Below are 22,474 nucleotides of genomic sequence, written 5' to 3'. Positions count from 1 at the left end.
CTGTGCCGGACCAGCGATGGCTCAGAGCAGCAGCAATGCCCCGAGCAGCGCGGGCGGCATCACCAGTACGCCGATGCGCAGGAAGTCGAGCCCGCTGACATGTTCGCCTTCCCGACGCAGGGCCACCAACCACAGCAGGGTCGCCAGCGAACCGGTCACCGACAGGTTCGGGCCGAGGTCCACACCAATCAGCAGTGCCGCGCGCGTCTGCGCCGGCAGGTCGGCCATCTGCCCCAGTGAGCCTGCGGCCAGACCCACCGGCAGATTGTTGGCGAGATTGCTGAGCAGGGCTGCGGCCGAGCCGGCCAGCCACCCGGCCTGGTGGGGTGAGGTGCGGGCAAGGGACTCCAGCGCACTGGCCGCCATCTGTATCACGCCGGTCTGTGCCACGCCTTCGACCAGAACGAACAGACCTGCCACCAGCGGCAGCACGCCCCAGGACACGTTGCGCAGCAGCGGCAGCGGACTCTGGCGCTGGCGAAGGGCGACGGCGACGACGCTCGCGCTGCCTGCGCAGAAGGTCACCAGACCCAGCGGGCCGTTCAACGCCGACGTCACCAGCAGCGCTGAGCCGGTGAACAGCACGCCGTAAGCACTCAGGCGACCGCCAGCAGACAGGGGGCGATGTTCCGGCGCCGGGGCCAGTGGCTGCGCGATCTCGCGGCGGTGCACCCAGCGCAGGACCAGGTACGTCGCACCGATCGCCGCCAGCGACGGCAACGCGAACTGCGCCAGCCACTGCTGCAGCGGTGGCATGTGCCTGCCATACACCACCAGATTGGCCGGATTGGAGATGGGCAGCACGAAGCTTGCCGCATTGGCGATGAACGCACAGACGAACAGGTAGGGCAGGGGATTGGCGCGGGCCGCCCTGCACGCGGCATAGACCGCAGGGGTCAGCACGACCGCGGTCGCGTCGTTGGAGAGGAATACCGTCACCAGCGTGCCCACCAGGAACACCAGGTCGAACAGCCGCCGCCCGGAGCCCCCCGCGTGCCGCACCGCGTACAGCGCCAGCCAGTCGAACAGGCCTTCCCGCCGCGCGAGCTCTGCCAGAACCATCATCCCAACCAGGAACAGATAGACATCACCGCCTTCGGCGACCGCGCCCAGGACCGTGCCGACCTGCATCACACCGGTCAGCGGCAGCAGCGCCGCCGCCACGACGGCCCAGACATACTCGGGCAGGCGGAAAGGACGGAACAGCAGACCCACGGTGGCGAGCGCCACCGCCGACCAGATGATGGCGGAGGAGTGGGAAGCGAGCATGGGGAGGGGGAGCAGGAAACGCGGCATCATACCGTGTGGGTCGCGCCGCGGCCGCGTGTGCGATGCGCACAAGGGGACTGCCGCGGGAATGATTTGCTGCGCTGCACGGTGACAAGCGGGAACCAGGGTGATTAGTCTGCGCCTCAACGCGATGGTAGCGCTACCAATAGATTCGGGGTTTGGGTCCAGGGGCTGCCTTCTTTACCGCGTGTTCGTCCTGGCAGGCTTGAAAGCGAGTTTGAGTCGCGGCGCGTCCGGCGCCCGCGATGTTCGGTTTGGAATACGGGCCTCGCCCGTGCGTGCCCCTGGGAGGGGGCGGTACATCCATTCGATCGTATGTCATAGGGGACTTTCATGAGCGCTCGCAGTTTCCGTGCTACTCCAGACCCGAGGAACCGTCCATGAGCCGGACCTTGGCGAAGTTCCGCTCCAGGGCCATGTTCACGTTCGTCGGCGGCGTCCTGGTGATCAATCCCGCCTTCGCACAGGAGGCCTCCACGACCACCGCACAACCGCCTACGGCGCAGACGCAGCCCACGCAGCCTACTCAGCTGGACGCGGTGCAGGTGACTGGCATCCGCAACAGCCTCAGCCAGGCCATGGACATCAAGCGTGATTCGGCTGGCGTGGTGGACGCGATCAGTGCCGAGGATATCGGCAAGTTCCCCGATACCAACCTGGCGGAGTCGCTGCAGCGCATCACCGGCATCTCCATCGAGCGTCGTGACGGCGAAGGTGCACAGGTCACTGCACGTGGCTTCGGTCCGCAGTTCAACATGGTGACCCTCAACGGACGCCAGATGCCCGGTGCCGATGCATTCGGTGCGTCCGGGCAGGTCGCCATCGGTGGCGTCGACGGTGGCACCCGCGCCTTCAACTTCGCGCAGCTGGCCGCCGAGGCCATCAACGGCATCGAGGTCTACAAGACCAGCCAGGCGCAGGTACCCAGCGGCGGCATCGGCGCGACGATCAACATCCTGACCGCGCGGCCACTGGATCACGAAGGCATCATCGCCAATGCCGGCGCGAAGCTCGTCTCCGACCGCAGCCAGCCGTTCGACAATGATCTGACGCCGGAGCTGTCGGGCATCTTCAGTTACAGCAACCCGGAAAAGACCTTCGGTGTGAGCCTGAGCGCGAGCCAGCAGAAGCGCAAGGGCGGCTCGGTGCAGGCCACGGAGAACTACTGGAACGTGCAGCCGTGGACGGGCTCGATGCCCGGCAACCCGACGGTGGTCAACGCGCCGGAGATCGGCCAGCTCTATGCACGCCCGAACGACCTGCGCTATGCATTCTCGGAGTTCGAGCGGGAACGCGTGAACGGCCAGGCCGTTCTGCAGTTCGCGCCCACGGACAGCCTGACCCTGACCGTGGACTACACCTACTCGACCAACGAGATCACCGAGAACCGTGGCGAGCAGGGCATGTGGCTGCAGAACAGCAACTACACCAACGTCCAGTTCGATACCAGTGGTGCGGTGGCCACCCCGGTTTACATCCGTGAGATCGCCGGCACCAAGGATTTCGGGTTGGAACAGCAGCGCAGCATGCAGGAGTACAAGCTGGGATCGCTTGGCTTCAATGCCGTGTGGAATGTCACCGACCGCTTCAAGCTGAGCTTCGACGCACACAATTCGAAGAACGAGAGTCGTCCGAATGATCCGCTCACCGGCGGCGGCTCGATCTTCATGAGCATTGCCGGCACCAACAACTGTACCCGTGGCCCCCATTGCGGTGGCTCCTGGGTGCAGGAACTGGAGTTCAACAATGGCCTGCCGGTCGGCACCCAGACCTGGTATCCCAGCACGGCAGATGCGATCGCCGGCACCAACGGCGTGGTCAACCCGGGCTTCCAGGAGGGCGAGATCGGCACCCAGGTGCTGCGTGTCAACGCACAGTCGCAGGTGAGCGAGATCAAGCAGGCCCGCGTGGACGGTGAATGGAATTTCGATCAGGGGCGGTTCCAGTTCGGCGTGGATACCAACAAGTCGACCACGCACCGCATCCAGGCAGCCGAGGCCTACTCGACCCTGGGTGACTGGGGCGTGGCCAACGTGAACCGGGATACCGATGCCGGGCTCATGGATCTGCTGCGTCCGGTCAACATCGTCGGCCTGTTCGATGACTACAGCGCCAGCAGCTGGCCCGCATGGCGCGGCAACGCCGGCCAGCTCGCGCAGTGGGCGGCGGACGAATATGGCGTGGGGCTGGGAGTCAGCCCGCAACGCGCGGCCGACAACTTCGTGGAAGAGAAGACCAAGGCGGCCTACTTCCAGGTGGAACTGGATGGCCAGCTGGGCAGCATGCGCACCAATACCCGGCTGGGAGTGCGCTACGAAACCACCGACGTGGTCTCGACCTCGGTCATCGCCGTTCCCGAGTCCATCGAGTGGCAGGCCAACAACGATTTCCGCATCGTGCTGTCCGACGAGCAGCAGCCCTTCACCGAGAAGGCAAGGTACAGCTACATCCTGCCCAATCTCGATTTCAGCATTGATTTCACCGATGAGCTGAAAGGCCGTGCCTCGTTCGGCAAGAGCATCGCCCGCGCGCCCTACGGCAATCTCTATGCGGGCCCGGGCGCACAGCAGCCGTTCGGATCGGTGCTGATCGATCCGTCGTCGCGCGCCAGCGGCAACGCGCAGAATCCCAGCCTGAAGCCGCTGGAATCGGACAACCTCGACCTCGGGCTGGAGTGGTATTTCGCCGACGCCAGCTATGTGTCGTTGACCTACTGGAACAAGTCGGTCGACAACTTCATCGGCAATACCGTTGTCCAGGAGAGCCTGTACGGGCTGACCGATCCCACGTCCGGCCCGGATGCGCGTGCGGCTCTGGACTTCCTCACCAGTGCAGCCTGCGTCTCCCAGGTCGGTGCCGCCAATGCGGCCGCCTGCTCGGCCAACGACACCTCGCTGTTCACCGCGCTGGCGTTGCTGCGCAACAACCCCGCCGGACTGGCGGCCTACAACGGAACCGACGCGCAGGTGCTGGCCACCGAAGCGGCCTACGATCTGTATGGCCAGGCGGACGATCCGCTGTACCAGTTCAATGTCAACCGCCCGATCAACCAGAACAAGTCCAAGCTGCACGGCTGGGAGCTCGGCGGGCAGTACTTCTTCGGCGACACCGGTTTCGGCGTGCTGGCCAACTACACGATCGTCAGCGGCGACGTCGGCTACAACAATGGCGGCGATCCGGGCATCGACCAGTTCTCGCTCACCGGTCTGAGTGATACCGCCAACGCCATGCTCATGTACGAGAAGTACGGCTGGTCGGTCCGCCTGGCGTGGAACTGGCGCGACCAGTACCTGATCCTGGCCAACCAGGGCGCCAGCCGCAATCCCTACTATGTGGAGGCTTACGAGCAGTGGGATCTGAGCGTGAACTACACGCTGGACGACCACTGGTCGTTCGGACTGGAAGCGATCAACCTGACCGGCGAGGACGTACGCTGGCGCTCGCGCACGTCGCAGATGATCGTGAAGCTGGCTGACCAGAGCCCACGCTACATGCTGGGTGTCCGTTACAAGTTCTGAGTCTGGCGACGGACCCGTCCGGCGCGGTACCGTTGTCCCGGCAACGGTACCGCACGGGCCTGTCCTGACGCAGCACCTGTCGCACGTGCCGGCGGTACCCTGCCGGCCACTGGCCCCGCACCGGACTGGACACCCTGATGGCCCGCTATGAAATGCTCAACAACATCGCCCATCGGGACCTGAGGGTCGCCACCGGCTTCGGCCCCGAGTTCGGCGACGCCGTGGGCATGGTGCCGGCCTATCCCAGCGAGTTCGCCGAACTGCAGCGGGAATATCCCATCTTCCTGCGCAAACAGGCCGGATCGGGCGAATGGCAGGCCGTCGCCCTGCTCGGGTTTGAACAGCACGAGAACCTGTTCCTGCAGGACGGCCGCTGGAACGCCTCCTATCTTCCGGGAGCCGCAGCGAAGGGGCCGTTTCTGATCGGATTCCAGGAGCATTACGTCGACGGTGTGCTCACCCGGGAGGCGGTGATGCATGTCGATCTGGACCATCCCCGGGTCAACACCGACGCCGGCGAGCCGCTGTTCCTGCCGCAGGGTGGCAACACCCCCTACCTCGACCACATTGCCGGCGTGCTGCGTGGCATCCATGATGGCAGCGCGTTCGGCGCCGCGATGTTTGCAATGCTCGAGGAAAGCGGACTGATCCAGCCGGTCACGCTCGATGTGCAGATCACGCAGCATCACCGGGTGAGCGTGAACGGATTGCACGGCATCGACCGTGAGCGCCTGGCGCTGCTGGACGACTCGACGCTGGCCGCGCTGAATCGCGCTGGCTGCCTTGAGGGCGCCTACCTGATGCTGGCGTCGCTGCACAACATGCGCCGCCTGATCGCCGAGAAGCAGCGGCGCCTGCGCGCGCAGGAAGCAGCAGCGTCCACGGCCAGGAACTGAGGGCGGGCGATGGGGGCTGCGATGCGGATACTGGAGGGCATCGATCCTGCTGCGCTGCCTCTGGCCTCGCTGGTCGAGGCCGGAGAGCCGGTAGTGCTGCGAGGCATTGCGTCAAACTGGCCGCTGGTCGAGGCTGGACAGCGCTCCACGCTGGACGCGCTGGCCTACCTGGGCGGCGTCGACGCGGGCGTGCCCATCCAGTACTCGTTCGGCGGGCCGGACATCGACGGGCGCCCGTTCTACACCGCCGACTTCAGCCGGCTGAACTTCGAGGTCCGTCGGGCATCGCTCAGCGAGGTGCTGGACGGGATCGCCTCGACGCTGCATGAGCCAAGACCGCCCACCTACTACGTGGCGTCGCTGCCGGTGGAGCGGGCATTGCTGCCGGCATTCGCACAGGCCAACCAGGCAGGGTTGGCAGGGCAGGGCATCGACGCGTTGGCCAGCATCTGGATCGGCAACCGCGTCACCGCATCGTGCCATTTCGATACCCCCGACAACCTTGCGTGCTGCGCGGTGGGCCGACGCGAGTTCACGCTGTTCCCGCCCGAACAGATCGACAATCTCTACCCAGGCCCGCTGGATCCCACGCCAGGCGGCCAGGTGGTGAGCGTGGTGGACTTCGAACGTCCCGACTTCGACCGGTATCCCCGCTTCAGGGAGGCCCTGGCGAGTGCACGCAGCGCAGTGCTGGAGCCAGGGGATGCCATCTTCATTCCCAGCATGTGGTGGCACCATGTGCGCAGCCTGGCGCCGTTCAATGTGCTGGTGAACTACTGGTGGCGTAGCTCGCCGGCCTTCCTCGGCTCGCCCCTGCCGGCGCTGCACCATGCGATGTGGGCCCTGCGCGATCTGCCCGCGCGTGAAAAGAAGGCGTGGGAAGCGCTCTTCCAGTATTACGTATTCGGCCCCGGCGAGCGCGCGGGGCAGCACCTGCCCGACGATGCGCGGGGGGATCTTGCACCGTTCGACGAGCAGCGCGCGCGCCGCATGCGCGCGATGCTGCTGGGCAGACTCAACCGCTGAGGGGCACCGTGATCGATACCGCGAGCACAGCAGAAGGGCGCATCCGCAAGGTGGTCATTGCCGGCGGTGGCACCGCCGGTTGGCTGGCCGGATGTGCGCTGTCCCATCAATTCCGCGACCAGCTGGACATCACCCTGGTCGAGTCCGAGCAGATCGGTACGGTCGGTGTCGGCGAGTCCACCGTACCGCCCATCCGCACTTTCCATCACTTTCTGCAGATCGACGAGCAGGAGTTCCTGCGCGCGGTGGCCGGCACGTTCAAGCTGTCGATCTCGTTCGAGAACTGGCGCCTGCCGGGCGATCGCTTCTTCCATCCGTTCGGCACCATCGGACATGGCACCTGGGCCACGCCGTTCCACCATTTCTGGCTGGACAGCCTCCGCCGCGGGATGCCATCGGACCTGGGCGATTTCTGCCTGGAGAGCGTCGCCTCGCGCGACGACCGCTTCTCGCTGCAGACCCAGCCGCAGCCCAGCTACGCCTATCACTTCGATGCCGGTCTCTACGCCCGGTTCCTGCGCCGCAGAGCCGAAGCGCAAGGCCTGCAACGGGTGGAGGGCAGGATCGCCGAGGTCAGGCAGCATGCGCATGATGGTTCGGTGCAGTCGCTGGTGCTGGACGACGGGCAGGTCATCGAGGGCGATCTGTTCATCGACTGCACCGGCTTCCGTGGCCTTCTGATCGAGCAGACATTGAAGACCGGCTATGAGGACTGGCACGAATGGCTGCCGTGCGATCGTGCCGTCGCGGTACAGACCGAATCAATCGCGCCGCCGGTGCCGTACACCCGGGCCATCGCCCATGAAGCCGGATGGCGTTGGCATATCGCGCTGCAGCACCGCGTCGGATGCGGGCTGGTCTATTCCAGCCGGCACATGTCCGATGATGAGGCGAGGGCGAAGCTGCTGCGCGACGTGGGCGCACCGCCGCTGCGCGAACCCTGGCAGGTGCCCTTCCGCAGTGGACGCCGTCTGCAGGCCTGGAACAGGAACGTGGTTGCGCTGGGGCTGGCCAGTGGCTTCATCGAACCGTTGGAATCCACCAGCATCCATCTGACGATCAGCGCCGTGGTGCGGCTGATCCAGTTGTTTCCGTTCGATGGGATCGCGGCCTCACTGGTGCAGCTCTACAACGAGGTCAGTCGCCAGGAGATGGAACACGTGCGCGATTTCATCATCCTGCATTACCACGCCACCCAGCGCGAAGAGCCGTTGTGGAAGGCGTGCCGCGAGATGGCGGTGCCCGAGTCGTTGCAGCAGCGGCTGCGCGCCTGGCGTGAGCGCGCGCACGCGTGGCAGGACCCCGGCGAGCTGTTCCGGGTCGAGTCGTGGACCAGTGTGCTGCTTGGCCAGGGCATCCAACCGGGCCGCCCGCACCCGCTTGCGCGGGCACTGAGTGACGCCGACCTGCGCACGCTGCTGAAACGCATCCAGCAGCCGGTGCGGCAGGCGGCCACGCAGATGCCATCGCAGGCGGAATTCATCGACCGCTATTGCCGGTCGGGCCCCGAGGTATGGCACGCGAACAGGGCGGCGTCGTAACAGGTCTGCCTGCAGATGCCGCGACGGCGAGCAGGGTTTTGCGTTGCAGCACGCTTTTTCCGCCGCGGCTGGTTACAGTGCGGCATCACGGCGGGCGGCACCGCGCGCCGTGCAAACGAGGAGGCAGTGCAACAAGGCCTCCTTTTTTGAACAGCAGGAATGGTAGCGCTAACTTTTCGGTGTTCGGAGGCGGTTTCGATGGGTCTGGTTGCCGGTGTCGACGCAGGAACGCAGAGTTTGAAGGTGCTGGTCTACGACCCGGAGGCGCGTGCCGTTGTCGCCCGCACCAGCGCGGCGCTGGAGATGAGCAGCGGCGCCGATGGCAGCCGGGAACAGATGCCGGCGGACTGGGTGGCGGCGCTGCGCACCTGCTTCGACGGGATTGATCCATCGCTCCGGTCACGCATTGCAGGTCTGGCCGTATCGGGCCAGCAGCACGGCTTCGTGCCGCTGGATGCGGCGGGCGACGTGCTGGCGCCGGCCAAGCTCTGGTGCGATACCAGCACGTCGGCCGAATGCACCCGGATCATGGATGCCGCCGGCGGAATCGACCGGACCATCGCGCTGGCCGGCAATCCGATCCTTGCCGGCTATACGGCCTCCAAGCTGCCGTGGACGAAGACGCATCGCCCGGCAGCCTATGCGCGGCTGGCGACCATCCTGCTGCCGCACGACTATCTCAATTTCGTGTTGACCGGGCAGCGGTTCTGCGAGCACGGAGATGCCTCCGGCACGGGCTGGCTCGATGTGCGCACGCGCACGTGGTCGCAGGCGCTGCTGCGCGCCACGGATCCGGACCGCGATCTTGCCGCCTGCCTTCCCCCCATCGCCCCACCTGATGCGTTGTTCGATATCGACCGCGCGGCTGCCAGCATGCTCGGACTGCCGGTGACGGTGAAGGTGGCGGTCGGCGGCGGCGACAACATGATGGCGGCCATCGGCACCGGCTGCGTCACGGAAGGCCGCCTGGCGATGAGCCTGGGCACGTCGGGCACGTTGTTTGCCTACTCCGATTCACCGGTGATCGATCCGGACGGGGCCTGGGCCGCCTTCTGCTCTTCCACCGGCGGCTGGCTGCCGCTGATCTGCACGATGAACTGCACCGTCGTGACCGAGCAGGTAGCGAGCACCTTCGGTTTCAGTACGCGTGACGGCGATGCCCACCTCGACGCGACGTCGCCCGGCGCTGGCGGATTGGTCATGCTGCCGTTCCTCAATGGCGAGCGCACCCCCGACCTGCCGCTGGGCAAGGGCGTGCTGGCCGGCCTGGACACCCACAACTTCACGCCGGCGCACATCTACCGCGCTGCCATGGAAGGGGCGACCTACAGCCTGAAGTTCGGCTACGACGCGTTCAGGCGCGCCGGCATGCAGTTCGACCGCATCGTGCTTACCGGGGGTGGCAGCAACAGTGCCGCGTGGCGGCAGCTGGTGGCCGATGTGTTCGGACTGCCGGTCGACGTGCCGGTGCAGGCCGAAGGCGCGGCATTCGGTGCGGCGCTGCAGGCCCTGTGGGCCATCGGGCGGTCGCAGGGTGATGCCGCGCCGATCAGCGAGGTCACCGCGCAGCATGTCCGCGTGGACCCGGCACTGTCCGCACGTCCGGATTCCGGCCGCAGTGCGGCCTATGCCTCCGCCTATTCGCGTTTTCTCCGCCATCTCGAGGCCGTCACGCCGCTGCAGCGCGGCTGAGGTCCGCCTCCCTCCAACATCCCGCACAACGACAGGAGCACGTACCATGACCACGCAGCCCTTCATCGGCGCCAAAGAGTACTTCCCGGGCGTCGGCCGCATTCCGTTCGAGGGCAGGGACTCGGACAATCCGCTCGCCTTCAAGGTCTACGACGCGAACCGGGTCATCGGCGGCAAGACCATGCAGGAGCACCTGCGCTTCGCCGTGTGCTACTGGCACACCTTCTGCAACGCCGGCCACGATCCGTTCGGACCGGGAACCCGGCAGTTTCCGTGGGAGGCCGGTTCGCCGCTGGCCACTGCAGAGGCGAAGGTCGATGCAGCCTTCGAGTTCTTCACCAAGCTGGGCGTGCCGTACTGGTGCTTCCATGACATCGACCTGGCGCCGGATGCAGACGACATTGGCCAGTACCAGAAGAATCTCACGCACATGGTGCGCCTGGCCAAGGCCCGCCAGGACGCCACCGGGGTCAAGCTGCTGTGGGGTACGGCCAATCTGTTCTCGCACCCGCGCTACATGAACGGCGCATCGACCAATCCTGATTTCGCCGTGGTTGCCCGTGCCGCGGTGCAGGTGAAGGCCGCGCTGGATGCCACCGTCGAGCTGGGGGGCGAGCACTACGTGTTCTGGGGTGGGCGCGAAGGCTACGCGTCGCTGGCCAATACGCAGATGAAGCGCGAGATCGAGCATTTCGCGCGGTTCCTGACGATGGCCCGCGACTACGGCCGCAGCATCGGCCTGAAAGGCAACTTCCTCATCGAGCCCAAGCCGATGGAGCCGATGAAGCACCAGTACGATTTCGACAGCGCGACCGTGGTGGGCTTCCTGAAGGAGCACGGGCTGGACAAGGACTTCAAGCTCAACATCGAAGCGAACCACGCCACGCTCTCGGGGCACACCTTCGAGCATGACCTGCAGGTGGCCTCCGACCATGGCCTGCTTGGCAGCATCGATGCCAACCGTGGCAATGCGCAGAACGGGTGGGACACCGATCAGTTCCCGAGCGATCTGTACGACACCGTAGGCGCGATGCTGGTCGTGCTGCGGCAGGGTGGCCTGGAGGGCGGGCTGAATTTCGACGCCAAGGTGCGCCGGGAGTCGACTGACCTGGAAGACCTGTTCATTGCCCACATCGGCGGCATGGACGCGTTCGCACGAGGTCTGGAAGTGGCACACGCACTGCTCACCGAGTCGCCGTGGGAGCAGTGGCGCAGGGAGCGCTACGCCAGCTTCGACACGGGAGCCGGCAAGGATTTCGAGCGCGGCACGCTGAGCCTTGCCGACCTGGCCACGCTGGCCGCCGATATCGGCGAGCCGCGCCAGACCAGCGGCAAGCAGGAACGCTACGAGAACCTGCTCAACCAGTATCTGCTGCGCTGAGCACGGCAGCGTCAAGGCGGCAATGGAGCGATCGAGGGGATGTCGATGAACCAGGCAGCAGATGGCGGAGAGAACACACGGCTGATCGTTCTGATCAGCGTGGTGGCAACGATTGGCGGGTTCCTGTTCGGGTTTGACAGTGGCGTCATCAACGGCACCCAGGACGGCCTGCACCAGGCGTTCCGCTCCGGGGAATGGATGCAGGGCTTCGAGATCGCCTCGATGTTGCTGGGCTGCGCCGTGGGCGCCTTCAGCGCCGGCAGGTTGGCCGACCGGCTGGGGCGGCGCAATGTGCTGATCCTGTCGGCGGTGATGTTCCTGCTGTCGGCGCTGGGGGCCGGCGCTGCGGGTTCTTCCGCGTGGTTCATCGTCGCGCGGGTGATAGGGGGATTTGCAGTTGGCGCGGCGAGCGTGATTTCACCGGCCTACATCGCCGAGGTGGCACCCGCCCGTTACCGTGGCCGACTGGCTACGGTGCAGCAGATCGCGATCATCAGCGGGCTGACCGCAGCGTTCCTGTCCAACTACCTGCTGGCCGCCGCCGCCGGGGCATCGACGGAGCCTCTGTGGGCAGGGCAGGCCGCCTGGCGCTGGATGTTCTGGATGCAGGCGGTGCCCTCGCTAGTGTTCCTGCTGCTGTTGCTGACCATCCCCGAGAGCCCCCGCTACCTGGTGGTGAAGCGGCGCAAGGAGGACGCACTGCGGGTTCTCACCCGGCTGCTGGGCCGCGACAAGGCACAGCTCACGCTCGACGAGATCGAGGCCTCCCTGTCCACCGACCATCATCGTCCGCGGCTGTCCGACCTGAGGAGCAGGGCGACCGGGCGGATCCGTCCCATCGTCTGGGTGGGTGTCGGCCTGGCCTGTTTCCAGCAGCTGGTCGGCATCAACGTGGTCTTCTACTACGGCGCCGTGCTGTGGCAAGCGGTCGGGTTCTCGGAGAACGACGCGCTGCTGATCAATGTGCTGTCCGGCGCACTGAGCATCGGCGCATGCCTCGTCACCGTGCTGCTGATCGACCGTATCGGTCGCAAGCCGCTGCTGTGGATCGGCTCGGTGGGCATGTCCGTATCCCTGGCGCTGGTGGTGGTGGCCTTCGCCAGCGGCTCGCTGGCCGACGGGCACCTGCAGCTGCCGGGCCGCATGGGCACCCTGGCGCTGGTCGCCGCCAATGCCTACGTCGTGTTCTTCAATCTGTCCTGGGGACCGGTGATGTGGGTGATGCTGGGCGAGATGTTCCCCAACCAGATCCGGGGCTCGGCACTGGCCGTCGCCGGTGCAGCGCAGTGGACGTCGAACTTCGCGGTCACGGTGACGTTTCCGATGCTGCTGGCAGCGGCCGGGCTGGCGGCAACCTACAGCATCTACCTGGTGGCCGCGGTGGTCTCGGTCGTGTTCGTGCTGCGCCATGTGCACGAGACCAAGGGCAAGGAACTGGAGCAGATGGAAGGATGAGCGCCATGACATCGCAGGATTCCATGCGCCGTGCCGGCGCGCTGATCGCCGGACTGATGGTGGCGCTGGTCGGTTGCAAGGGGGGAGACCGGCCAGCGCAGGCCACCGCTACCGAGGCTGATCCATGGCCACAGGTGGCCTGGCCCCTGGCCGAGGATGCCGCACTGGAGAAACGCATCACCGACCTGATGGCCGGCATGACCGTGGAGGAAAAGGTCGGCCAGCTGGTGCAGGGAGACATCGCCAGCATCACCCCCGACGACGTGCGCAGATACCGGCTCGGCTCGATCCTGGCCGGAGGCAACTCCGATCCTGGCGGTCGCTACGATGCATCGCCCGCCGAGTGGCTGGCGCTGGCGGACGCGTTCTACGACGCCTCCATGGACACCTCGCAGGGTGGAAAGGCAATTCCGCTGCTGTTCGGCATCGACGCGGTGCACGGGCAGAGCAACATCATCGGCGCCACGCTGTTCCCACATAACATCGGGCTCGGCGCTGCTCGCAATCCCGAGCTGCTGCGCAGGATCGGCGAGATCACCGCGCTGGAGACACGCGTCACCGGCATGGAATGGACGTTCGCGCCCACGGTCGCGGTTCCGCAGGATGACCGCTGGGGGCGCACCTACGAGGGCTATTCGGAGTCTCCCACCGTAGTGGCCAGCTATGCGGGTGCCATGGTGGAGGGCCTGCAGGGCAGGATAGGGTCGCCTGACTTTCTTGATGGCCGCCATGTGATCGCGTCGGTGAAGCACTTCCTGGGCGACGGTGGCACGACCGGCGGGAAGGACCAGGGCGATACCCGCATCAGCGAGGCCGAGCTCGTGCGCATCCATGCGGCCGGCTATCCGCCGGCGATCGCTGCCGGAGCACAGACCGCCATGGCGTCGTTCAACAGCGTCAACGGCGAGAAGATGCACGGCCACCGGCACTACCTCACCGACGTGCTGAAAGGGCGGATGAACTTCGGTGGCTTCGTGGTCGGCGACTGGAATGGCCATGGACAGATCAAGGGCTGCACGACCACCGACTGTCCCGCCACCATCAATGCGGGCCTGGACATGGCCATGGCGTCGGACAGCTGGAAGGGCTTCTACGAAACCACCCTGGCAGCCGTGAAGGACGGCAGGATCACTGCTGAGCGGCTGGATGATGCGGTGCGCAGGATCCTGCGGGTGAAGTTCCGCCTGGGCCTGTTCGAGGCGGGCAGGCCTTCCACCCGGGCGGTCGGCGGCCAGTTCGCGCTGATCGGCGCCCCTGAGCATCGCGCGGTGGCGCGGCAGGCGGTGCGCGAGTCGCTGGTGCTGCTGAAGAACCAGAACGGCATCCTGCCGCTGTCGCCAAAGCAGCGGATCCTCGTGGCCGGCGACGGTGCCGATGATGTCGGCAAGCAGGCCGGCGGCTGGACGCTGAACTGGCAGGGCACCGGCACCACCCGCAAGGACTTCCCCAATGCGGACACGATCTTCGAGGGTATCGCGCAGCAGGCCAGGGCCGCGGGTGGCGAGGCCACGCTTGCCATCGATGGCAGATACACAGTGAAGCCGGATGTGGCAGTGGTGGTGTTCGGTGAAGATCCGTACGCCGAGTTCCAGGGCGACCTGCCCACGCTGGCCTACAAGCCCGGCGATGAAACGGATCTGGGATTGATTCGCCGGCTCAAGGAAGACGGCATTCCAGTGGTGGCGGTCTTCCTGAGCGGGAGACCTCTCTGGGTGAACCGGGAAATCAATGCCGCGGACGCCTTCGTGGCGGCGTGGCTGCCGGGATCGGAAGGCGGTGGCGTTGCCGACGTACTGCTGCGTGGTCCGGATGGCCGCATGCAGCACGACTTCAAGGGCAGACTCAGCTTCAGCTGGCCACGTACGGCCACGCAGTACGCCAACAACGTCGGCCAGAAGGACTACGCCCCGCTGTTCCCGTTCGGCTTCGGTCTGAGCTATGCCGACAAGGGCGATCTGGCGGCACTGCCGGAAGTTTCGGGCGTCACCGGCAACGAGGGGGCAACCGGTGTCTTCTTTGCCCGCGGCGATGCAGGTGCCGGCATGGCGCTGCGGCTGGAGGATGGTGCCGGGCAGGGCATGACCGTGATCAGCGTGCCGGATGCACTGGCAGATGACCGTCTGAAGATCACCGGTGTGGACCATCTGGCCCAGGAGGACGGCCGGCGTCTTGCCTGGTCGGGTCAGGGGGAAGCTGTGGCCGCACTGCAGTCGCACACGCCGCTGGACCTGCAGCGGGAAGCCAACGGTGATCTGATGCTGTTGACCACGCTGCGTGTCGACGTGGCACCACGTGGCGACGCGTGGCTGGCGGTGGGCTGTGGTGCCGGGTGCTCGGCCCGCATCGCCATCGGGCCCACGCTGGCGGCGCTTCCGGTCGGCCAGTGGACGCGCGTGGGCATTCCCCTGAAATGCCTGGCTGCGGCCGGAGCGAAGGTGGGTGCGCTGGATCGGCCGTGGTCGGTGGGGACGGCTGATGCAATGACGATCTCCGTGTCCCGCGTGGCGCTGGGCGCGCTGAACGAAGCCGAGACCACCCTCGGATGCGGTGCGTGATGGCATCCTGCCTGAAGGCCAGCGCGCTCGACACAGGCACCGTGCGGGTGCCGGCATGACACGGGCCTGTGCGCTACCGGTGCGTGGGCGGGGCCGCCACCGAATCGCGTGCGATCAGGCGATGCGGCACGACATGATCCCGCAGTACGGGGGCGTTTCCGGCCGGGCGACGGATGGTGCGCAGCAGGATATCGATGGCAGCATTGGCCATCGAGGCGATCGGCTGATGGATCGTCGTCAGTTCCGGCCACACGGTGGTTGCGGCCGATGTGTCATCGAAGCCCACCACCGACAGGTCGCGGGGGACCTCCAGGCCGCGTCGGTGCGCCACGGAGATGGCGGCTGCCGCCATGTCATCGTTGCTGGCGAAGATGGCCGTCGGTGGCCGACGCTGGGACAGCAGCTTCTCGGCGGCGGCCAGTCCGGACCGGTAGGTGTAGTCGCCGTGCTGGACCAGGCCGGGTTCCACCGACAGTCCGGCTTCCTGCAACGCGGTGACGAAACCATCGTAGCGACGCGCACTCGCGCTCAGATCCCGGCGCCCGCGGATGAAGCCGATGCGGCTGTGGCCCTGCCGGATCAGGTGCTCGGTCATTTCCTTGCCTGCGTTGAAGTCGTCGATGCGGACGCAGGACAGGGCCTCGCTCAGGCGCCCCGATGCGATGGCCACCACCGGGATGCCGGCCTTCACCAGTTCACTCACGGCCGCCTGCGATTCGCACAGCGGCGGCGGCAGGATCACCCCGTCGACGCGGCTGGCCAGGGCACGCGCTGCCGTGCGCTCGGACTCATCGTCAAGGTTGTCCCAGTAGTCGATGACCAGTTGGATGGCAGAGCTGGACGCGACGCGCAGCAGCCCGACCAGCAGTTCGCGCAGGTAGGCACCGCTGGGATTGGTATAGATCAACGCAATGCGCGTGTGCTGCGCAGCGGCCAGCGAACTGGCCGCCAGATTGGGCGTATAGCCCAGCTCACGCACGGCACGCATCACCCGCTCGCGGGTGACGTCCCGCACCTTGCCCTGGTTGATCACCCGCGACACGGTCATCGGCGAAACGCCGGCAAGGGCCGCAACCTCGTCGATCGTCACGCCCGCGGTTCTGCGGCGAACCGATTTCTTCGGCTTGTCCAATGCACGATCCCTTTGTTCTTGGTGGCGTTGCCGCGCAGGTGCGAGGGCAGATGATGAACCGTTCCGGCGCCGGTCGTAGTCTACAAAGTCGAATGTTAACGCCGTTGTTCCGCGCTGTCGGCGGACGGCTGTGCGCCGCCCTTGCCTTGCTGGCATGCGCCGGTGGCGCACATGCGGAGGATGGCTACGGATTGTGGATGCGCTACGTGCCGGCGGCCGTGGAGGTCGCTGCCGGTTATCGGCTGCAGCTGGGCGAGGTGGTCGCCCCTGACCAGACGCCCACCCAGCGCGCCGCGCGTGATGAACTGGCGCGCGGCCTTCCCGGGGTACTGGGAACGGCACCGCCCATCCGCACGGACCTCGCCGGTGATCACGCCCTGGTGCTGGGCACGCCGCAGTCCTCGATGCTGGTCGCGTCGTTCCGCGAAGACATTGCCACCTTGGGCGAGGATGGCTACCTGATCAGGAAGGTCCGCAGCGGAGGACGCGATCTTCTGCTGGTGGCGGCACGGCAGGACATCGGTGTGCTGTACGGCGTGTTCCACCTGCTGCGGCTGCTGCAGCGTGGCGGATCGCTGGAGTCGCTGGACGTGCGGGAATCGCCCCGGGTTGCGCTGCGGGTGCTCGATCACTGGGACAACCTGGATCGCTACGTCGAACGCGGCTACGCGGGCAGCTCCCTGTGGGACTGGCAGACCCTGCCGCAGTGGCGTGACCCGCGCTATACCGACTACGCCCGCGCCAACGCGTCGCTGGGCATCAATGGCACCGTACTGAACAACGTCAATGCCAGCGCCCTGAGCCTGTCGCCGGCCTATCTCGCCAAGGCCGCCGCGCTGGCGGACCTGTTCCGCCCCTACGGCATCCGTGTGTACCTGAGCGCACGCTTCAGCGCGCCCATCGAGCTCGGTGGCCTGGCCACGGCCGATCCGCTGGATCCGGAGGTGCGGCGCTGGTGGCGGAAAAAGGTCGAAGAAATCTACGCCCTCATCCCGGATTTCGGCGGCTTCCTGGTCAAGGCGAACTCGGAGGGCCAACCGGGCCCGCAGGATTACGGCCGCTCCCATGCCGACGGTGCCAACCTGCTGGGCGATGCCCTGGCGCCGCACAACGGCGTGGTGATGTGGCGTGCCTTCGTCTACTCGCACGAGGTACCCGAAGATCGCGCCAAGCAGGCCTACGGTGAGTTCATCGGCCTGGACGGTGCCTTCCGCCGCAACGTGATCGTGCAGGTGAAGAACGGGCCGATCGATTTCCAGCCCCGCGAGCCGTTCCATCCGCTGTTCGGCGCGATGCCACGCACGCCGTTGATGATGGAGTTCCAGATCACCAAGGAGTATCTGGGATTTGCGACGCACCTGGTGTACCTGGGCACGCTGTACGAGGAAGTGCTGCGGGCCGACACCCGGGTACGCGGGCCGGGCTCCACGGTCGCGCGCGTGGTCGACGGTTCGCTGCACGGCCATGCGCTGACCGGCATCGCCGGCGTCGCCAACATCGGCGTGGACCGGACCTGGAGCGGCTCGCACTTCGATCAGGCCAACTGGTATGCCTTCGGGCGGCTGGCCTGGAATCCGCAGCAGTCTGCCCGCGCCATTGCTGAAGACTGGGCCGCGCTGACGTTCTCGCCGGACCCGCAGGTGACCGGCCCGATCGTGCGGATGATGATGGCCTCGCGCGAAGCGGCGGTGGACTACATAACCCCGCTGGGCCTGCATCACCTCATGGCCCGTGGGCATCACTACGGCCCCGGTCCCTGGGTGGATGGGGGGCCGCGCGCCGACTGGACGTCCGTGTACTACCACCGCGCGGACCGGCACGGCGTGGGCTTCGACCGCACCTCGGCCGGGAGCAACGCGGTATCCCAGTACGCCTCGGCGGTCGCCGCGGAGTACGGCGACCTGGCGCGGGTGCCGGAGTCGCTGCTGCTGTGGTTCCATCATGTGCCGTGGGATCACCGCATGCGTTCGGGGCGGTTGCTGTGGGACGAACTGGTAGGACGCTACTCGCGTGGCGTGCGCCAGGTGCAGTCCCTGCAGGCTACCTGGGCAACCCTGCAGGGCCGGATCGATCCACAACGCTATCAGCACGTGGCCGCGTTCCTGCAGATCCAGCAGGAGGAGGCGCAATGGTGGCGCGATGCCAGCGTGGCGTACTTCCAGTCGCTCAGCGGCCGGCCGTTGCCGCCCGGCGAACCGCCACCGCCGCACCCGCTGTCGTATTACCAGGCATTGCAGTTTCCTTTCGCACCGGGGGATGGACGATGAGCATGATCGGACGGGCCGGGCGGGCGGCCTTGCTGCTGGCCCTGGCTGCAATGGCCGGGTCCGTCGCGGCACGGGAGCCGGCGGCGTTGCTGCATCCGCTGTTCCAGGATCATGCCGTCCTGCAGCGTGATCGGCCGATCGCGGTCTGGGGCCAGGCGCCTGCGGGACAGGAGGTTTCCGTGACCTTCGCCGGGCAGGCGGTGACCACGCAGGCGGATGCCACGGGCCGATGGCACGCCACGCTGCAGCCGACTCCGGCAGGCGGCCCCCACATGCTGCAGGCAACGTCCGGCAAGGACATCCAGATCGCCCGCGACATCCTGGTCGGCGATGTCTGGCTGTGCTCCGGACAGTCGAACATGGAGCTGCCCGTGTGGCGCGCGCTCAATGCAGGCAGCGAGATCGCCTCCGCCACGCTGCCGACGATCCGCCTGTTCACCGTGCCGCAGGCCGCGGCGGTGCAGGCGCAGACGACATTCCAGAGCGCGGTTGCCTGGACGCCGGCATCGCCCGCCACGGTGGGCGACTTCTCCGCGACCTGCCTCTACTTCGCACGCGAGCTGCAGCGCACGGTCGCCGTGCCGATGGGATTGATCCAGGCCGCCTGGGGCGGCTCGCGGATCGAGGCATGGACCAGCGTCGAGGCGCTGCGCGCGCAGCGGGGCATGGCAGAGCCCCTGGATATCCTCGCGCTGTATGCCGGTGCCCCCCTGGCGGCACGCGCACGCTGGGGGCGGTACTGGCAGCAGTGGTGGGTGACGCGCGATGAGGCTGTGCCCGGCGCATCGCCGTGGCGCGCCGAGGCCAGCGACAGCGGATGGCAACCGGCGCCTGCAGCGCTGGGCGCATGGGAGCGGTGGAACGTCCCGGCGCTTGCCGATTACAACGGCATGGTGTGGTATCGCACGCAGGTCACGCTGAGTGCGGAACAGGCGGCGCAGGGCGCGACGCTCGAACTGGCATCCGTTGACGAGACGGACATGACCTGGGTGAACGGTGTCGCCGTGGGCAGCCAGTATGGCGCCGGTGAGCGGCGCTATCCGCTGCCGAAGGGGCTGTTGAAGGCCGGGTCCAACAGTGTCGTGGTCAACGTGCTGGACACCTACGGTGAAGGTGGCCTGGCCGGCCCCGCCACCGCACATGCGGTGATCCTGGAGGACGGTCAGCGGGTGGTGCTGGATGCGTCCTGGCAGTACCGGATGGCACCTGGCGGACAAGCGCCCCCGTTCGCTCCCTGGCAGGCGGCGACGGGTCTGTCGACGTTGTACAACGGCATGATCGCGCCACTGGGCGAGGTCGGACTGCGCGGCATGCTGTGGTACCAGGGGGAGTCGAACACCGGCGACGGCGCCGGATATGCGGCACTGCTGCGCTCGCTGCGGGATGATTGGCGACGCCAGTTCGGTGCAGGCACGCCGTTGCTGCTGGTGCAACTGGCTGGCTATGGCCAACCGCCCGTCGCCCCTGCGGACAGCGGATGGGCGCAGGTGCGCGACGCACAGCGCCGGGTCGCGGCCGAAGATCCCCGCAGTGGCCTCGCCGTGGCCATCGACATCGGCGATGCCTACGACATCCACCCACCGAACAAGCAGGAACTGGGTCGCCGTCTGGCCCGGGTCGCGCGTCACGTCATCTACGGCGAGCACGCAGTGGCCCCGTCAGGGCCGGATGCGGCCAGGGCCCTGCGCGTGCCGACAGGCGTGGCCGTCGAATTCGAGGATGTCGACGGCGCCCTGGCAGCAATCGGTTCGAAGCACCCCATCGGCTTTGAACTCTGCGATGCCGCTGCCCCGCGCTGTGAGTACAGCGACGCCGAACTGGATGGACGCCGGGTGGTGTTGCGCAGCCTGCCTTCCCTGCGCCCGACGCATGTCCGCTACTGCTGGGCCGATGGCCCGGTGTGCACGCTGCGTGACAGCAGCGGGGCGCCGGCCGGTCCGTTCGAACTTCCCATTGCCGACGCCGAGGCCCGACGATGAAGATGTTGTCCCTGCAGCACCCTTCTGCCCGGCGCGCCCGGGTGTCACTGGCGCGCCGGATGCTGGCAGCGATGTTCGCGCTGTCGGCGGCGACCGCCCATGCCGCCTCGCCGGAGGCCGCGCCGCCGGTGTACTTCGACTGGTTCGAGTACCGCGGTCATGACACCGCGTTTGAAGCTCCGCTGCCGGCGGGCCACTACCGCAACCCGATCCTGGCCGGCTTCCACGCCGATCCGAGCATCGTGGGCGCGAACGGGAAGTTCTATCTGGTCAACTCCAGCTTCACCTACTACCCGGGCATTCCGGTGTTCGAGAGCGTCGACCTTGTCCACTGGAAGCAGATCGGCAACGTGATCGACCGTCCGACACAGCTGGATTTCGACGGTCTGAGCGTCTCCCGCGGCATCTTCGCGCCCACCATCGAGTTCCACGAGGGAACCTTCTACGTCGTCACCACCGCGACCGACAGTGGTGGCAATTTCATTGCCACCGCGCGGGATCCGGCGGGACCGTGGTCCGATCCGCACTGGTTGCCCAGCATCGATGGCATCGATCCGTCACTATTCTTCGACGACGATGGCAAGGTCTACCTGATCAACAATGATGTGCCGCCTGGTCCGGCCCGCTACGACGGCCACCGCGCCATCTGGATGCAGCAGATCGATCTGTCGGCCTTCAAGCCGGTCGGCCCGCGCAGGGTGCTGGTCGATGGTGGCGTGGAGCCGTCGAAGAACCCCATCTGGATCGAAGGGCCGCACATCTACAAGCGTGAGGGCTGGTACTACCTGTCCGACGCCGAAGGCGGCACAGGGCCGCAGCATTCGCAGGTGGTGCTGCGCAGCCGTGATGTATGGGGGCCGTACATCCCCTATCCGGGCAATCCCATCCTGACCCAGCGCGAGCTGCCGGACGACCGGCCGCTGCCGATCACCAATGCAGGGCATGCCGATCTGATCGAGGGCCCGGACGGCTCGTGGTGGGCAGTGTTCCTTGCCAGCCGCAATTACCAGAAGCGGCACTACAACACCGGGCGCGAAACCTATCTGCTACCGGTTCGCTGGCAGGATGGCTGGCCGCAGATCCTGCCGACCGACCAGGCCATTCCCTATGTGGTCAAGGCACCGTCCTGGATGCAGGGGCAGGCGTCCCAGGCGCCGCTGACCGGCAACTTCGTCGACCGCGACACCTTTGATGGGCCGACGCTTGCCGCCCACTGGCTGCGCGTTCGGGTGCCCAAACAGGCCTGGGCCGACCTGGGTGACCGGCCGGGCATGCTGGCCGTGCATCCGCTTGCGGAGAATCTGGACACGCTGCGCAATCCGGCGTTCCTCGGTCGCCGCCAGCAGCATCTGCGCTTCGAGGCGAGTACCGAGATGTCCCGTCCGGCCATCGGTGTCGCGGCGGGCCTGGCTGCATTCCAGAGCGAGGCCTACTGGTATTTCCTTGGCGTCCGCAGCGTGCGCGGCGAGCGTCTGTCGGTCTTCCTCGAGGGCCGCGACGGCAGCGGCACCACGCGAACGCTGGCCAGCCGCGAGGTCCCCGCATCCGCGGTCCTGCGTCTGAAGATCGCCGGGGATGAGGCCGACTACGCGTTCTCGTTCGATACCGGTGACGGGCAGGGGTGGCAAACGCTGGCACGCGATGTGGATGGCACGGTTCTGAGTACTGATCGCGCAGGCGGCTTCGTAGGCGCACTGCTGGGACCATTCGCGCGCGATGAGCGCGCCGGGAGGAGCAAATGA

General features: G+C 66.8%; 13 protein-coding genes. 11 read left to right on the top strand and 2 right to left on the bottom strand.

What is annotated here, in order from left to right; genetic code table 11:
- Nucleotides 1–21: 21 nt before the first annotated feature.
- Nucleotides 22–1,269, bottom strand: coding sequence for an arsenic transporter (locus ACVOME_RS03600; RefSeq protein ID WP_481504746.1), 1,248 nt, complete (start codon nt 1,267–1,269; stop codon nt 22–24).
- A 401-nt stretch (nt 1,270–1,670) separates the two neighbouring features.
- On the opposite strand from ACVOME_RS03600, the gene ACVOME_RS03595 reads away from it, so the two are divergent.
- The 8 genes from ACVOME_RS03595 to ACVOME_RS03560 all read left to right on the top strand — a co-directional run bounded on the left by ACVOME_RS03595 (nt 1,671) and on the right by ACVOME_RS03560 (nt 15,354).
- A complete protein-coding gene (locus ACVOME_RS03595) occupies nt 1,671–4,808 on the top strand; it encodes a TonB-dependent receptor (RefSeq protein ID WP_053518517.1) in 3,138 nt (1,045 codons plus the stop codon).
- A gap of 137 nt (nt 4,809–4,945) precedes the next feature.
- Nucleotides 4,946–5,704: a SapC family protein gene (locus tag ACVOME_RS03590; protein ID WP_481504745.1), complete on the top strand. Its 759-nt coding sequence runs from the start codon at nt 4,946–4,948 to the stop codon at nt 5,702–5,704.
- Between the two features lie 9 nt (nt 5,705–5,713).
- The gene (locus ACVOME_RS03585) at nt 5,714–6,730 is read left to right on the top strand and encodes a cupin-like domain-containing protein (protein WP_197571021.1); all 1,017 of its coding nucleotides are present in this window, start codon (nt 5,714–5,716) and stop codon (nt 6,728–6,730) included.
- Between the two features lie 8 nt (nt 6,731–6,738).
- Nucleotides 6,739–8,271, top strand: a complete 1,533-nt coding sequence (locus ACVOME_RS03580) for a tryptophan halogenase family protein (protein WP_481504744.1) — start codon at nt 6,739–6,741, stop codon at nt 8,269–8,271.
- 198 nt (nt 8,272–8,469) lie between these two features.
- On the top strand, nt 8,470–9,963 hold the full coding sequence (xylB, locus tag ACVOME_RS03575; protein ID WP_481504743.1) for a xylulokinase: 1,494 nt from the start codon (nt 8,470–8,472) through the stop codon (nt 9,961–9,963).
- Between the two features lie 46 nt (nt 9,964–10,009).
- On the top strand, nt 10,010–11,344 hold the full coding sequence (xylA, locus tag ACVOME_RS03570) for a xylose isomerase (RefSeq protein WP_053518508.1): 1,335 nt from the start codon (nt 10,010–10,012) through the stop codon (nt 11,342–11,344).
- A 45-nt stretch (nt 11,345–11,389) separates the two neighbouring features.
- Nucleotides 11,390–12,799, top strand: a complete 1,410-nt coding sequence (locus ACVOME_RS03565) for a sugar porter family MFS transporter (RefSeq protein WP_164152081.1) — start codon at nt 11,390–11,392, stop codon at nt 12,797–12,799.
- Nucleotides 12,800–12,804: 5 nt separating this feature from the next.
- Nucleotides 12,805–15,354, top strand: a complete 2,550-nt coding sequence (locus ACVOME_RS03560; RefSeq protein ID WP_481504742.1) for a glycoside hydrolase family 3 N-terminal domain-containing protein — start codon at nt 12,805–12,807, stop codon at nt 15,352–15,354.
- 73 nt (nt 15,355–15,427) lie between these two features.
- Here ACVOME_RS03560 and ACVOME_RS03555 read toward each other — a convergent pair whose 3' ends face one another.
- The gene (locus ACVOME_RS03555) at nt 15,428–16,486 is read right to left on the bottom strand and encodes a LacI family DNA-binding transcriptional regulator (RefSeq protein ID WP_053516379.1); all 1,059 of its coding nucleotides are present in this window, start codon (nt 16,484–16,486) and stop codon (nt 15,428–15,430) included.
- A 92-nt stretch (nt 16,487–16,578) separates the two neighbouring features.
- On the opposite strand from ACVOME_RS03555, the gene ACVOME_RS03550 reads away from it, so the two are divergent.
- The 3 genes from ACVOME_RS03550 to ACVOME_RS03540 are packed head-to-tail and all read left to right on the top strand — an operon-like array spanning nt 16,579 to nt 22,474.
- Nucleotides 16,579–18,753, top strand: a complete 2,175-nt coding sequence (locus ACVOME_RS03550) for an alpha-glucuronidase family glycosyl hydrolase (RefSeq protein WP_481504741.1) — start codon at nt 16,579–16,581, stop codon at nt 18,751–18,753.
- Nucleotides 18,754–18,755: 2 nt separating this feature from the next.
- On the top strand, nt 18,756–20,732 hold the full coding sequence (locus ACVOME_RS03545) for a sialate O-acetylesterase (protein WP_481504755.1): 1,977 nt from the start codon (nt 18,756–18,758) through the stop codon (nt 20,730–20,732).
- Nucleotides 20,733–20,791: 59 nt separating this feature from the next.
- The gene (locus ACVOME_RS03540) at nt 20,792–22,474 is read left to right on the top strand and encodes a glycoside hydrolase family 43 protein (RefSeq protein WP_481504754.1); all 1,683 of its coding nucleotides are present in this window, start codon (nt 20,792–20,794) and stop codon (nt 22,472–22,474) included.

The organism is Stenotrophomonas sp. STEN008 (genome assembly GCF_056760435.1).
The sequence above is the reverse complement of the archived record's forward strand: the minus strand, read 5'-3'. Positions and strand labels throughout refer to the sequence as shown.

What these genes read in the sequence shown, in the direction of transcription:
- ACVOME_RS03600 (WP_481504746.1), bottom strand. Translation starts at nt 1,269, where the DNA reads ATGCTCGCTTCCCACTCCTCCGCCATCATCTGGTCGGCGGTGGCGCTC.
- ACVOME_RS03595 (WP_053518517.1), top strand. Translation starts at nt 1,671, where the DNA reads ATGAGCCGGACCTTGGCGAAGTTCCGCTCCAGGGCCATGTTCACGTTC.
- ACVOME_RS03590 (WP_481504745.1), top strand. Translation starts at nt 4,946, where the DNA reads ATGGCCCGCTATGAAATGCTCAACAACATCGCCCATCGGGACCTGAGG.
- ACVOME_RS03585 (WP_197571021.1), top strand. Translation starts at nt 5,714, where the DNA reads ATGGGGGCTGCGATGCGGATACTGGAGGGCATCGATCCTGCTGCGCTG.
- xylB (WP_481504743.1), top strand. Translation starts at nt 8,470, where the DNA reads ATGGGTCTGGTTGCCGGTGTCGACGCAGGAACGCAGAGTTTGAAGGTG.
- xylA (WP_053518508.1), top strand. Translation starts at nt 10,010, where the DNA reads ATGACCACGCAGCCCTTCATCGGCGCCAAAGAGTACTTCCCGGGCGTC.
- ACVOME_RS03565 (WP_164152081.1), top strand. Translation starts at nt 11,390, where the DNA reads ATGAACCAGGCAGCAGATGGCGGAGAGAACACACGGCTGATCGTTCTG.
- ACVOME_RS03560 (WP_481504742.1), top strand. Translation starts at nt 12,805, where the DNA reads ATGACATCGCAGGATTCCATGCGCCGTGCCGGCGCGCTGATCGCCGGA.
- ACVOME_RS03550 (WP_481504741.1), top strand. Translation starts at nt 16,579, where the DNA reads ATGTTAACGCCGTTGTTCCGCGCTGTCGGCGGACGGCTGTGCGCCGCC.
- ACVOME_RS03545 (WP_481504755.1), top strand. Translation starts at nt 18,756, where the DNA reads ATGATCGGACGGGCCGGGCGGGCGGCCTTGCTGCTGGCCCTGGCTGCA.
- ACVOME_RS03540 (WP_481504754.1), top strand. Translation starts at nt 20,792, where the DNA reads ATGCTGGCAGCGATGTTCGCGCTGTCGGCGGCGACCGCCCATGCCGCC.